General features: G+C 55.5%; 11 protein-coding genes and 1 pseudogene. 11 read left to right on the forward strand and 1 reads right to left on the reverse strand.

The genetic code is table 11. From position 1 onward, the window contains the following. Positions 1-32: 32 nt before the first annotated feature. From IDH45_RS13790 to IDH45_RS13800, 3 genes are all read left to right on the forward strand, one after another. Positions 33-1409, forward strand: coding sequence for an STM4012 family radical SAM protein (locus IDH45_RS13790; protein WP_190928518.1), 1377 nt, complete (start codon positions 33-35; stop codon positions 1407-1409). Next, the gene (locus IDH45_RS13795; RefSeq protein ID WP_190928520.1) at positions 1406-2293 is read left to right on the forward strand and encodes an STM4011 family radical SAM protein; all 888 of its coding nucleotides are present in this window, start codon (positions 1406-1408) and stop codon (positions 2291-2293) included. Before IDH45_RS13790 ends, IDH45_RS13795 begins: the two co-directional genes overlap by 4 nt. A gap of 142 nt (positions 2294-2435) precedes the next feature. Further along, complete coding sequence (locus IDH45_RS13800; protein WP_190928522.1) at positions 2436-3458, forward strand: FUSC family protein; 1023 nt, start codon at positions 2436-2438, stop codon at positions 3456-3458. 504 nt (positions 3459-3962) lie between these two features. Here the strand turns inward: IDH45_RS13800 and IDH45_RS13805 are convergent. Further along, complete coding sequence (locus IDH45_RS13805; RefSeq protein WP_190928524.1) at positions 3963-7250, reverse strand: DEAD/DEAH box helicase; 3288 nt, start codon at positions 7248-7250, stop codon at positions 3963-3965. 223 nt (positions 7251-7473) lie between these two features. On the opposite strand from IDH45_RS13805, the gene IDH45_RS13810 reads away from it, so the two are divergent. From IDH45_RS13810 to aroC, 8 genes and pseudogenes are all read left to right on the forward strand, one after another. Next, the gene (locus tag IDH45_RS13810; protein ID WP_190928526.1) at positions 7474-8730 is read left to right on the forward strand and encodes an MFS transporter; all 1257 of its coding nucleotides are present in this window, start codon (positions 7474-7476) and stop codon (positions 8728-8730) included. A gap of 231 nt (positions 8731-8961) precedes the next feature. Beyond that, on the forward strand, positions 8962-9192 hold the full coding sequence (locus IDH45_RS13815) for a hypothetical protein (RefSeq protein ID WP_190928528.1): 231 nt from the start codon (positions 8962-8964) through the stop codon (positions 9190-9192). After that, complete coding sequence (locus IDH45_RS13820; RefSeq protein ID WP_190928530.1) at positions 9193-9807, forward strand: spore germination protein; 615 nt, start codon at positions 9193-9195, stop codon at positions 9805-9807. It abuts the gene before it with no gap. Between the two features lie 225 nt (positions 9808-10032). Then, a pseudogene (locus tag IDH45_RS34045) lies at positions 10033-10754 on the forward strand (GerAB/ArcD/ProY family transporter). 84 nt (positions 10755-10838) lie between these two features. After that, positions 10839-10979, forward strand: coding sequence for a Ger(x)C family spore germination protein (locus IDH45_RS13835; RefSeq protein ID WP_190928534.1), 141 nt, complete (start codon positions 10839-10841; stop codon positions 10977-10979). Beyond that, a complete protein-coding gene (locus IDH45_RS13840) occupies positions 10979-11389 on the forward strand; it encodes a Ger(x)C family spore germination C-terminal domain-containing protein (RefSeq protein WP_190928536.1) in 411 nt (136 codons plus the stop codon). The genes IDH45_RS13835 and IDH45_RS13840 overlap by 1 nt, the downstream gene beginning before the upstream one ends. 17 nt (positions 11390-11406) lie before the next feature. Next, the gene (locus IDH45_RS13845; RefSeq protein WP_190928538.1) at positions 11407-11568 is read left to right on the forward strand and encodes a hypothetical protein; all 162 of its coding nucleotides are present in this window, start codon (positions 11407-11409) and stop codon (positions 11566-11568) included. Between the two features lie 115 nt (positions 11569-11683). Beyond that, positions 11684-12739, forward strand: coding sequence for a chorismate synthase (gene aroC / locus IDH45_RS13850; protein WP_190928539.1), 1056 nt, complete (start codon positions 11684-11686; stop codon positions 12737-12739). Positions 12740-13418 lie beyond the last annotated feature (679 nt).

Genomic DNA, 13418 nt, shown 5'->3' on the forward strand with positions numbered 1-13418 from the left:
TTACACCATTACCCGGAAAGGCTGTGGCCCTTTTGTTCGAATCTTTTGCTGCCCGTTCGGGAAGCGCAGGCGGCGGTCCGGATGAGCTCCGCGGCTGGAAGGAGAGGCTGACTTCCGATCCTTACCGGTCTTATTTATATTCGTACCCACATAAGACGGCTTACTCGGAGCTGGAACCGAAGCGGTCCTTGTCGGAGCTGTGGCGGGACGAGCCGGCGGAGAGCTTCTTTCTGTATATGCATATCCCGTTCTGCGGGGCGAGATGCGGCTTCTGCAATCTGTTCACGCTGCCGGACAAACGGGCGGACGTACACGAGACTTACGTCGATGCGCTGCATCGGCAAGCGGTGCAATGGTCCCGATTCGTCGGCCATAAGCCGTTCGCCCGGTTTGCGATCGGCGGGGGGACGCCTACGCTGCTGGAGCCGCGTCTGCTGGAGAGGCTGTTTGATATCGCCGAAAACGTGATGGGGCTGAATCCGCAGCAAGCGTCCATCTCCGTTGAAACTTCGCCCGAGACGGTTACCGCGGAGCGGCTTCGAATTTTGAAGCAGCGGCAGGTCGACCGGGTGAGCATGGGCATTCAAAGCTTCGTGGAATCGGAAGCGGCTGCCGTATACCGGCCGCAAGGCCCGGCGGAAGCGGAACGCGCGCTTGAACTGCTGAAGCGGGAACGGTTCCCGATTCTGAATGTCGATCTGATCTACGGTCTTCCCGGCCAGACGGTCGATTCCTGGCTGTACTCGCTGGACCGTGCACTTCAATACGCTCCGGAGGAGCTGTTTATTTATCCTTTATATACGCGGGACCATACGATCGTGAAGCCGGAGGATGTGTTAAGCGGCGGCGAAGATATCCGGATGGCCTGCTACGGGGCGGCGAGGGAGAAACTGCTGGCGGAAGGCTACATCCAGTATTCGATGCGCAGATTCGCAAAGCCCGAAGCCGATTCCGACAAAACGGTGCTGTCTTACGGCTGTCAGGAGGAAGGAATGGTCGGGCTTGGCTGCGGAGCCCGCTCTTATACCCGATCGGTGCACTACGCTTCCCGCTACGGGGTTAGCCGCCGGGCGACGGCAAGCATCATAGCCGACTACGTCGCGGCGGAGCGTTACGATACGGCGGATTACGGGTTCGTGTTGTCCGAGGCCGAGCAGAAGCGGAGATATATATTGAAGGCCGTCCTGCATCGCGAGGGGCTGGATCTGGGGGCTTACGAGAACCGGTTTGGGAGCCGAACGCTGGACGATCACCCTGAGCTGGAACAGCTGCTGCGTGCCGGACTGGCCGTACTCGAACATAACGTATTCCGGCTGACGGACGATGGGGTGGCTTATTCCGACGCGATCGGCGACTGGTTCATCTCGCCGGAGGTGCGGAAGCGGATGGAAGGGTACGAGCTGGTATGAAGGCGACCTTGTACTTCCGGGGCAGCCTGACCTCCTGCAACTACGATTGTCCGTATTGTCCGTTCAGCAAAAATGTCGATACCCGGGCAACGCTGGCCAGAGACCGCGATCATGTCATGCAGTTTGTCGACTGGGTACGCGGTCGGGCCGGGGAAGGCGACCGGCTGTCGGTGTTCTTCAACCCTTATGGCGAAGCGCTGATTCACCGGTGGTACCGGGAGGCGATCACAGAGCTGTCCCATCTGGATCATATAGAGAAAGTGGCGATCCAGACGAATTTGTCCGCCAAGCTCGATTGGACGGAGAAGCTTAATCGAGATAAGGCCGCCTTCTGGGTTACGTATCACCCGGGGCAGACGAAGGAAGCGGACTTTCTCGCTCAATGCCTGGAACTGCACCGCCGGAACATTCCGTTCAGCGTAGGTTCGGTAGGAGTGCGAAGCGCCTTCGGGGCGATCCGGTCGCTGCGCCGGGCTTTGCTGGACGATGTCTACCTGTGGGTCAATGCGTACAAAGACAAGAAGGACTATTACTCTGACGAAGACCTGATCTTCCTGCGTGCGATCGATCCGTTGTTCGACTACAATGTGTCAGATTACGACAGTATGGGTAAACCATGTGAAACGGGACACAGCGTTTTTTATGTTCAGGGGCCGGGAATCGTGAAGCGCTGCTACAAAGACCGGCAAGTGATCGGACATCTGTACCGGGACGGACTGGAAGGTTTGTCCAAGAGACGGGCTTGCGGGATGAAATGCTGCGACTGTTACATCGGCTACATTCATATGCCGGAGCTGAAGCTCGATCGTGTGTACGGGGACAAGCTGCTGGAGAGAATCGCTTCCCCGGCGGTTCTCGTGGGGACGCAGATCAGTCCGTCCTGAAGCCGGAGGCTTATGCCTCTCCTGTTGAAACGTCCTCCTCCCGAATGTATAATTTCCTTGTTATCAGAATCGAATGACGCTTGTTGTTGTCGGCTCCTGATTACAATTGCCCATTCAACAAGGAGGAGAAAACGCTATTACCATGACATTCGGAGCACGTATGCTCAAGACGGGAATCGCCGTCACCTTGGCCTTATACATCAGTACATGGCTGCAGTTTTCTCCCCCTGTTATTGCCGCCATCGCCGCGATTTTCGCGGTGCAGCCTTCGATCTACCGGTCTTGGCGCTATTTTCTGGAGCAGGTGCAGACGAATACGCTCGGAGCCGTGATCGCGATGCTGGCCGGCACTTATTTCTCCAAGGAGCCGATTGCGATCGGGGTCGTCTGTATCCTGGTCATTATGCTGTGCATCAAGCTGAAGATGGAAGAGACGATCGGCCTGACGCTGGTCACAGTCGTTGCGGTAATGGATGCATCCGGGCAATGGGGATTTGCGCTGAACCGTTTTTTGCTGAGCATGATTGGAATTGTATCGGCGTTTGCCATCAATATCGTCTTTTTACCGCCAAAACCGAAAGAGCAATTTACCGACCAGGTTCATACGGTTTTCGGCAAGCTGTCGCTGCTGCTGCGGACAGCGGTATCCGACGAGATGAAGGAGAAAGTGTTCCGCAGTCAGAAGCAGGGACTCGCGGACAGCCTGAATTCGCTGAGCGGCAAGTACAAGCTGATTGAAGAGGAAGTCAAAAAGCTGAAGCGCTCCAAATACCGGCAGACGCGCCAGCTCGTCGTCTACAAGCAGATGCTGTATACGCTGCAAAAAGGCTACGAGGTGCTGGAGGCGGTGGAGGAGCATTTCTTCCAGGCCGACCGGACGGACGATATGAACAAAAGGTACGACCGGCATATGGAGAAGCTGATCAAGTTCCATGAGCATGTGCTGCTTAAGTTCGAAGACAAGCTGAAGCCGGAGAGCTGGAAATCGGATTCGGTCGTAGAGGCGAACGATCTGTTCATGAAGCACGCCACGGACGGTTACGCCGAAGAACGGGAAGGGGCTTTGCGGCTGTTTATCGTTGCTGCGGCGATGTACGATTACGGTCATCAGACGGCGCGGCTGGACCGGCTCGTGGAACATGTGGACTCGGAGGAAGACGAATAAGGGCGGAGGCACACCGCCCGGCATACAGCCTGTCGAATCGCTCGACAGGTTTCGTTTGTCATTTACCGCTGCAGAGCGTGCAAATGTGTTGAAAGGGTAAGGCTTCAAGGCGCTGCTTTATCGTGGCCAACTTGTACCGGACGGATTTGTTTGATCTGCCAGAACGTATACTCAGGTTCGATGACTAACGAATCGTATCGTTCTTATGGCTGAAAAACGATGTTATTTCAGACGTAACGAATCCGGGTATCGTTATCGAACCGAAAGCGGAAAAAAACGATCCGATTTGCGAGGAATAACCATACAAGAGTTCGTTACAAATTCAAACATCCGCATTCGGTTCTGGTAACGAATGTTGGGTTCGTTAGCCATACCGCCGCATGAAGACAACAACGACTTTAGCGAGCGGCTGGAGCGAAGGTACCCATTCCCTTCGATGCGCATAGGTATGGGTTTGCACATCAAAGAACCGTCCGGACTTCGCTTGTACCGGACGGTTTTGTTTTACCCAAGCAAAAGAAGCTCCCGGATGTCCGCCTCTGTAAACGACGACAACGATTCCTGTCCCGGCCGGATTACATCCTCGATCAGATGCAGCTTTTTCTGCTGGAGGTCGTACATTTTTTCTTCCACGGTGCCTTGGGCGAGCAGCCGGATGATCTGCACCACTTTTTTCTGCCCGATCCGGTGGGCGCGGTCGGCTGCCTGCTGTTCCACGGCGGGGTTCCACCACAGATCATACAGAACGACGGTGTCCGCTCCGGTCAGATTCAGCCCGGTGCCGCCGGCCTTCAGCGAGATGAGGAACAGATCGCGTTCTCCTTCATTGAAGCGGCCGCACAGCTCGACGCGCTCGGCAGGCGGAGTCGAGCCGTCGAGATAAAAGAACGGAATCCCCCGCACCCCAATCTCCCGCCCGATCAGTCCGAGCATCTCCGTAAACTGGGAGAACAGCAGGACCCGTTTGCCCGCGCTTTGGCATTCCTCCACAATGTCCAGCAGCTGCTCGAACTTGGCCGATGAGCCGTTGTAGTTTTCCACGAACAGGGCAGGATGGCAGCACAGCTGGCGAAGCCGGGTCAAGCCGGCCAATATTTTGATCCGGTTTTTGTGGAAACTGGCTTCGCTCAGATGCTTCAACGCTTCCTTCTGGAGTTTCGCCAAATAAGCGGCATACAGCTTTTTCTGCTCGGGCAGCAGTTCCGACGTATGCAGCGTTTCGATTTTTTCCGGAAGCTCCGTTAATACGTCGCTCTTCAGCCGGCGGAGCAGGAAGGGGCGGATCTTCTTGGCTACCGTGCTGCGGGAAAGCTCGTTGAACGCCTTTCTTCCCGGGAACAAGCCCGGAAATACGACATCGTACAACGTCCACAGCTCCTCCAGCCGGTTCTCGACAGGCGTTCCGGTCAGCGCGAACCGGTAGGGGGCTTGCAGCTGTTTGACCGCATGCGCCGTCTGGGTCGTGTGGTTTTTGAAAAACTGGGCTTCGTCCAATATCAGCGTATGAAACGACCGCATCATATACGCCTCGATATCTCTACGCAGCAGCGGGTAGGAGGTGATGATCACATCCAAACCTGCTGCGTTTTTCCAAAACTTGTTCCGCTCCGCTTTGCTGCCGTCGGCGATCGCCGCCCGGATGTCCGGTGCGAACTTGTGCAGCTCGTTTTGCCAGTTGTACACCAGCGAAGCGGGGGAGACGATGATCGCCGGCAGCTCCTGAGCCCGGATCTCGGGCAGCATCGAGACGAGGAAGGCGATCGCCTGAACTGTCTTGCCCAGCCCCATCTCGTCGGCCAATATGCCGCCGAAACGGTAATGGGCCAGCGTCCTCAGCCACTGATACCCGTATTGCTGGTAATCCCGCAGCACGGGGGCGAGGTTGTCCGGCACCGGGAAGTCTAGATGGTCCGGATTGCGCATGTGCGTAAGAAGGCGCCGGAGCGTTTTGCCCAGACGAACCGTGTGGCTCTGCCTGTCGGTGTCCATCAACTGGAGACCGCGAACGACCGGCAGCCGGAAGGTCGTACCGTCCGCCTCTCCCATCCGGACGCCGAGCTCGTTCATGCAGCGCACGATTTCCTGGAATTCTTCGGATTCAAGCGGCAGCAAAGACCCGTCCGGCATTTTGTGATACCGGCGTTTCTCCTCCAGCGACTGGAGCACTTTACGGATTTCCGCTTCGGGAATTGTTTCAATATCGAACCGCGCTTCCAACCAGTCGACTTTGTCATTGACATCCACTGTAATCTTGGGCGGAACATGAACCGGATAGATCCGTTCCTTCACGTTGGAGGTGGCATACACTTTAACCAGCTTTTCAAGCCGGGGCACGGTATGAACCAGGAAATCGTACTCGCCGTCCTCGTCGTCCATCCGGTAGCCGCTTTCCGTCCGGACGAAGGACGACTGCTCCATCAGCTCGAGGATTTGCCGCTCCAACTCGCCGTCCCGCACCAGAATCCGGTCGGAGCTTCGTTTGGCCGACCAAGGCTCCAGCGGGTTGATCGTAATGTCACCGTAATGGAATTCCAGGGCGGCCAGCATCTTCTCCTTCACCCGATCCAGGTACAAGCTCGCTCTCAGCGGCGTCTTTACGAACTTCTCGGATACGGCGTCCGCAATCTGAACGCGACCAAGCTTCATTAAGCCGGGTACGGCTCTGTCCATCATCGATTCCAGCTGAACCTGAGACAAGGGAAGCTGCCGTCTGCCGGCGTCGTCGAACATCTGCTTAAGCTCCGATAACCGGCTGCATGATTCGGACGGCAGCTGCAGCAGCTTGCCGTTTGTAAGAACAACCCCGTAGGATTCCAGTACGGTCACGTCGTCCAAGCCCGTTACTTCCAACTCGTAGGCGTGATTCCCGTTTCCGGTCTGCCGGAAGTCAAAGTGCAGCGGCACCGGCTCAACGGACAACTGCAGCGGATGGACGGAACCGTCGGGATGTTCAACAAGCACGGACGTCTCCGCACGGGTTAGGAGCGGCAGCAGACTGTCCCAGGAGAGCGGAGGGAGGAGCAGGGTCCGATCTGTCTGGTGCTTGCTGCGGACGGGGAATACGTTCGAATCCCGATACAGTTGCTCGTTCTCGGCAATATTGGTTAATTGCTGGATGATCGACTCGTCTTCTTTTTTAAACCGGTGGATCTCCGGATCGTACGTGAACAGTTTAGCGAATGGATACGAACTCCCCTTATCGAGCTGCTCGAGAAATTCCCTGATTCTCTGAACGATATAAAGCCGTTCCGGCCCCACTTTCATCTCGATGCCGAAAAGCTGTTTCCGGTAACCGTAGGGAAGCAGCGTACACTTAAACTGTACGTGGAGCGGGTCTCTCGGATCGTGCAGCAGCCCGCTGCCGACGGATCGTGCCGGCTGTTTGCGGAACAGCCCGAGCATGCTTTCGACCAGCCGGGCCTCCTCGCGGGGCGTGCCGGCAGGCGAGTCCTGCACTTGCGGCTGCAAGCCGCCGGCATCCGCAGCGGACTCGGGCCGGTCGCTGCGCTGGATCTCGATCAGGCACAGCAGCGCGGACGCGATATGTTTGCAATGTTTGCTGTAAGAGCCGAGCGTTGGGCAGGAGCAGCTTGCCGCAATCGTTCCGGACGGATCGTCCAGCCTGACGGATACTTCGCTCCGCCCTTTGTCCGTTACGGCCGCTTCGAACAATTGCCCGGGCTGGTACCGAACAACGGACACTTTCCCCGACAGAAAGTCGGCTTTTCCTTTATGGTAGGCCATCCGGCCGCACATGGATTCCACAATTTTATTATGAAGCGACAAACTCATAACCGTCATCATCCTTTGAATGAATCGTTGCCGCCATTCGAGCGGCAGAGGTGCGATACTAGAATAGTGTACAATGTTTCCGGTTTTTAGTCGAACGTATGATCGATTCGGCTCGCGGCCATCCCCAAATACTATGTTGGGCTATCTTTTTAGGCCGAACTCTATTAAAATCCCAAGATAGTCTATTATTTTATTTTATATATCATTGAGGAGTAACAACATCATGTGGAGAAATCGCAACGTTTGGATCGTCCTCGTCGGTGAATTTATCGCCGGGTTAGGGCTCTGGATGTCCATTATCGCCAATCTGGAGTTTATGCAGCAAAAAGTACCGTCCGATTTCCTGAAATCGTTAATTTTATTTTCCGGTTTGCTCGCCGGCGTACTGTTCGCACCGCTCGCCGGCCGGATCATCGATACGAATCCGAAAAAAACGGTGCTGCTCTTGTCGGGGGCGGGCCGGCTGGTGGCGGTTGGTTTTATGTTCGTCGCCCTGTATTTCGACTCGGTGTGGTGGATGGTGCTTTTTGCCGTGACGCTGCAAATATCGGCTGCGTTTTATTTTCCCGCGCTGCAGTCGGTCATTCCGCTGATCGTCCGGGAGAAAGATCTGCTCGCCCTGAACGGTGTTCATATGAATGCCGGAACGATGGCTCGGATTCTGGGCACTACGCTGGCAGGGATTATGCTGACGCTGATGAGCCTCCAGGGGCTGTATATTGTGTCGTTCGTTGCTTACGCTGCGCTTCTGCTGACAACCTGGTTTCTCAACGTGCCGGAGAACGGGAAGCAGCAGGCTCGGACAAACCGGGAAGCAGCGTCATCGGTCCCGCCTGCCGAAACCGGTACGGACGCCGCAGGTAATGGAGGTTTCAAATCGCTTATGCCGGTATTGCACCGGCAGCCAGTTATCGTCGCCGTATTGCTGCTGTCGGTCGTGCCGACGCTGTTCATCGGGGCGTTTAATTTGATGGTCATCAATATAAGCGAGCTTCAGCAAAGCGCGCAGATCAAAGGACTGCTATATGCGGCGGAAGGAGTCAGCTTCATACTCGCCGGTTTTCTTGTCAAAAAGGTGGCGGACCGGGGCAAACCTTTGAACCGGTTGTTTCTGTTCGCCGCTGTTGTAGCCGTCGCCCAATGTTTGCTCTATTTTGCCGATTCCCCGGTATGGTCGCTCGTATCGTTCGCTTTATTCGGCCTGGCGGCCGGCTGCTTTTTTCCGGTGGCGTCGACGATCTTTCAAAAGCAAATGCCAAAGCCGTATCATGGCCGCTTTTTCTCGTTCCGGGCCATGCTGGATCGTGTCATGTTCCAGGTCATTCTGCTGAGCACGGGTCTGCTTTTGGATACGATTGGCTTGCAGCGGATGGTGCTTGTTTACGGGGGCTTGTCGTTTGTTCTGGTAGCGTTGTTTGCGTGGCGCGAATCCCGGGCGCCGAGACGAGACGGGGACGACAAAGCCGGAGAGTTTGTCTGAGAGAAGAGAGAAAGCAAGTTAGTCTGCCGCCTCCGGAACTCGTATAGGTCACATGAAACGTGAAAGGAATTGATAAAAATTGAATCAGGGCCGAACCCTTGGGGGATCGGTCTTTTTGGCGTCTAAGGACAGACGGCGACGGCCTCCGGAGCGGGCGGAGCAGGTTTGCGTTCAACGCTTTTGGTAATAGATAGGGGGAAATGCCGGCACACAGAATAGGAGGACAACGTCATGAACGATAAAGCCCAGTCTGCTGTCCTGTCGACGAACCTTTCCGATAATTTGGCTTTGATCCGCAGCCTGCTGAACGAGTCAAGCGATCTGTTCGTGAAAGTGATCAAGAGCGGAGACGGTCCTGCCAGCTTCGCGGTAATTTGCCTATCCGGCCTTTCGGATACCGGTCTCATTCACGATCATATTATCCGGCTCATCCAGCAGAGCAGGCTGTCCAGCGAAGAATGAATGCTTCTGCGGGACGACAATGCGCTGCTAGATGAGCTTGAGAACAAGCTGCTGGCTGTGCAAATTATTCGCCGTGAGCGCTGCTTGCCGGAAATCGTGCCGTTTCTGCTGACGGGGGATACGGTGCTGATCGCCGAAGGAACCGGACAAGCTCTTGTGATAAGCAGCCGAAGCGGCCCGGAGCGCAGCGTCGAAGAGCCTCAAACGGAAGCGTTGGTCCGCGGGCCGAGAGTCGGATTTACGGAAAATATCCAGACCAACGTATCGCTGATCCGGCGAATGATCACCGATCCGCAGTTGAGCTTCGAAACGTACACCGTCGGGCAACGGTCCAAACAAACGCTGTCCGTGACGTATATTAAAGGGATCATTCATCCGGATATCGTAAACGAAGTGAAGCGCAGACTGGACTCGATCGGGATCGACATGGCGCCCGAGTCGGGTACGGTCGAGCAGTGGATCGAAGACAGCTTTCTGTCGCCATTCCCGCAAGTCCTGCATACCGAGCGGCCGGATAAGGTCGTAGCCGCGTTGTTCCAAGGAAAAGCGGCGATTCTGCTGGACGGGACTCCGTTCGCGCTGGTTCTGCCGACGACGTTTATCTCGCTCGTCTAATCACCGGAAGATTATTACGAGTTCGGCACCGTTCGACCCTTCGCTGCGAGGTGACTGGCAGGATTTATTTATCAGGGCGCCGATTACGGTGTTGACGAGAAGACCCCGGTTTATGCAGACCCGGGACGAGGACCGCGTCGATCCAAACGGTGGAAAACGATGAAAAACTTCGAATACGGAGATAAAGAAATCGGACAAAAGGAAGTCGCGTACGCGATCAGCAACATGGTAATCGGGCTCGGTATTCTGACGCTGCCCAGCACCATCGTGGCGGCGACGACCTCCTCGGACGGATGGATGTCCATCCTGATCGGCGGGCTGATCGCCCTTGGCTGCGCGTGGGCTATCGCCAAGCTCGTCATGCGGTTTCCGAAGATGAACTATTACGAGATAACAGCCAAGCTTACGAATCCGGCTGTCGCTTCAATTGTCACGCTATTGTTTGCCTTGTATATGTTTTTGTTTGTCAGCATCGAGGTGCGGGGCGTATCCAGCATATCCAAGCTGTATTTATTCGACACGACGCCCGTGGAAGCGATCTGTTTCTTTTTTTGCTCGTGCTGCTGTACGGAGTGGCCGGTCCGAGCGTGTCACTGCTGCGGCTGAATCTGCTCTATTTACCGGTCATCGTGTTCATTTTGCTGGCGGTGCTGATCATGAGCCTGGGGGACTTCAATATTCGTCTGCTGAAGCCGGCGTTCGTTACCCCTTGGTCCGAGATTGCCTTAGCGGCGAAAGAAACGTCGATCTCGTTTCTCGGCTTTGAGATATTGCTGTTTTATAACGTCTTCATTAACAAGCCGCAAAAAACCGTAAAATCGGTATTGATCGGCTTGCTGGTGCCGCTTGTCATGTGCGAGCTGGTCCTTGTGTTTGTGATCGGCGTGTTCGGTTCGGTCGTTGTCGCCAATACGATGTATCCGCTAGCGGAGGATATATCAATATGATCAATCACCCCACCTACCAATATCGGCCAGGTGCATGCGTTTCTGCTGCAAAACACCAGCTTCGCGCTGCCCAAGGTCCGATCCTTGGATAACAAAGTCGTTACAAGCGGCGCAGCGATCTTCGACGGGCATACGCTTCTGCTGAAAGGATTTCTGAACGAGGACGAGGCGACAGGCCGCAACATATTGACAGGTACGCTAAAGGCAGGGGCTCTGGAGCTATAGTGAAGGACCAAGTGGTTGTGTCCGAGGTCAAGCAAATGAGAAGAACGATCAAGGCAAGCGTTGCAGATCCGCGCCGTCCGGCTTTCGATGTGTACGTTTCTGTCGAAGGCAATATAAGCGAGTCTCACCTCGGCCAGTCGCTGATCGATCCGGACATTATGGCGGAGACGGAGAAAAAAGCAGAGCAGAAGCTGATCGATTTAATGACGGACGTTACGCGCAAAGTGCAGAAGGTGTACAAGACGGACATTTTCGGGCTAAGCGAGCATTTGTATCAGGAACATTATCAAGTATGGCGGGCGCTGAAAGAAAACTGGGAGCAAGGCGAGCAGATTTTCTCGAAATGCCCGATCCGGGTCCATGCGAAAGTGAAGCTGCATGTGGTCGGTTCGATTTTGAAATCGGAGTAATAAGGAAGGGGCGAGAGATGGAGTTTTTGAGCGATCGGATTCCTTCGCTGAGTGTTCTGATTTATGCGCTTCTGTCTATGGTTATTCCATGGGTCGTCTACGCCGTGAACCGCTGGCAGCACCGGATGGCCGATCCTCCTTGGAAAAAGGAGCCGGAAAGGAGGGAGGAGAAGCCGTAAGTCGAGTTTGATATAGATGTTTTCTATGGCAGGGGTTCGTCTTTTCGATTTCATTTATTTCATGACCCCCGCTATAATCGAGCTATACCCACAGCGATTGGCAGGAGGCGGTCATATGGCAGGCAGTTCGTTTGGAGAAATGCTACGGATCACTACGTTCGGAGAATCCCACGGGGAAGCGGTTGGCGTCATTATCGACGGAGCGACGCCGGGCGTCGAATTAAGCGAGTCGGACATTCAGACTCAGATGGATCGGAGAAAGCCGGGACAATCGTCCGTAACCTCTCCCAGAAAAGAGTACGATGTGGTGCATATTCTGTCGGGCGTGTTCGAAGGGAAAACGACCGGCACCCCGATCTTCGTCATCCTTCATAACACAGATATGCGTCCGGAAGCATACGACGATATCCAATACTCGTTTCGTCCCGGTCATGCGGACTTTACGTATTGGCAAAAATACGGAATCCGCGATCACCGGGGGAGCGGAAGGGCTTCCGGACGGGAGACCGCCGGACGGGTCGCGGCCGGGGCGGTGGCCCGCAAACTGCTCGCGAACCGGGGGGTGAGCCTTGTCGCATATACGAAAGAAATCGGCGGCATCCGCTGCGAATCGTTCGTGGAGAGCGAGATCGAGCGTAATGCGGTGCGGGCGTGCGACCCCGAAGCGGCGGCCGAGATGATCCGCAAGATCGAAGCGCTCGCCTTGAAGGGAGACAGCTGCGGCGGCATCGTGGAGTGCCGGATTCGCGGAGTCGTTCCCGGCTTGGGCGAGCCGGTATTCGACAAGCTGGATGCGGAGCTGGCGAAGGTGATGCTGTCGATCGGCGCGATCAAAGGAATCGAGTTCGGGGCCGGATTCGCCGCAGCGGGCATGCTCGGCAGTGAGCATAACGACCCGATGGACGCCAGCGGCTTCCTGAGCAACCATTCCGGCGGCATCGTCGGCGGGATCAGCACCGGTCAGGAGATCGTCTTCCGCGTCGCGGTCAAGCCGACCTCCTCGATATCGGTTCCTCAGCGGACCGTACGGATCACCGGCGAGGAGCAGACGATCGTTACGGAGGGCCGGCACGATCCGTGCATTTGTCCGCGAATCGTTCCCGTCGTCGAAGCGATGGCATGCCTTGTCATTGAAGATCATTACAAGCGTCTTGCGGCTATGCGCGACTAGTCCATGTCGTGCGCGGCAGCGAGGCGTCATATCGCCAAGGAAGCGCACGTAGCCGGGGCCGTCCATTATCGTGGCCGTTCGGCCCGATGTCCTGCTACTAGCTGGGATGGGACCGAATAGGAGCGGTTTGCAGCCTTTATTTGGTCCGAGAACCGGCTCGGGCGCGGAATTAGAGCGGTTTGAAGCTGCTAATATCCACGAAAAGGGCGCAGTCCCCTTCAAAGGGCATAAATAAGGGGTACGAACCGCCTCTATTTGTCTCAGTCCTCCCAAGATGCCGAAAATAGGAGGTACCAGAGACTCTTATAAGGTGAATTAGCCCGTATGTAATTCGTCTCAGCGAAGCCCAATGCGGCGGTTCGCAAGAAAGGGTATACTGGTTTCCTGCGGAGTCGCGTTGTTCCCGCACAACCTCTTCAACGACCGGCTGGAGCGAAGGCCCCGGTTCCCTTCCACTCATAGACGTATGGGTTTGCACGCAAAAGGACCGTCCGGAACCTTTCCGGGACCTGGACGGTTTTACTTAGTGAACAGAACGGTTTTCGATCCGAAACCAAGTGCGATTTGGACCGATTGCAAAATGTGGCTTAAAAAAATGACCAATTTGGCTAGAAATGGGTGAGGGAAATTTTGTATAATTCAGTATGTAAGCGGATACAACGGCGATTGTATACAGGTA

Origin of the sequence: Paenibacillus oceani, assembly GCF_014705615.1 — a bacterium.
Classification (GTDB): domain Bacteria; phylum Bacillota; class Bacilli; order Paenibacillales; family NBRC-103111; genus Paenibacillus_AB; species Paenibacillus_AB oceani.

What these genes read in the sequence shown, in the direction of transcription:
- IDH45_RS13800 (WP_190928522.1), top strand. Translation starts at nt 2,436, where the DNA reads ATGACATTCGGAGCACGTATGCTCAAGACGGGAATCGCCGTCACCTTG.
- aroC (WP_190928539.1), top strand. Translation starts at nt 11,684, where the DNA reads ATGGCAGGCAGTTCGTTTGGAGAAATGCTACGGATCACTACGTTCGGA.
- IDH45_RS13810 (WP_190928526.1), top strand. Translation starts at nt 7,474, where the DNA reads ATGTGGAGAAATCGCAACGTTTGGATCGTCCTCGTCGGTGAATTTATC.
- IDH45_RS13805 (WP_190928524.1), bottom strand. Translation starts at nt 7,250, where the DNA reads ATGAGTTTGTCGCTTCATAATAAAATTGTGGAATCCATGTGCGGCCGG.
- IDH45_RS13795 (WP_190928520.1), top strand. Translation starts at nt 1,406, where the DNA reads ATGAAGGCGACCTTGTACTTCCGGGGCAGCCTGACCTCCTGCAACTAC.
- IDH45_RS13815 (WP_190928528.1), top strand. Translation starts at nt 8,962, where the DNA reads ATGAACGATAAAGCCCAGTCTGCTGTCCTGTCGACGAACCTTTCCGAT.
- IDH45_RS13820 (WP_190928530.1), top strand. Translation starts at nt 9,193, where the DNA reads ATGCTTCTGCGGGACGACAATGCGCTGCTAGATGAGCTTGAGAACAAG.
- IDH45_RS13845 (WP_190928538.1), top strand. Translation starts at nt 11,407, where the DNA reads ATGGAGTTTTTGAGCGATCGGATTCCTTCGCTGAGTGTTCTGATTTAT.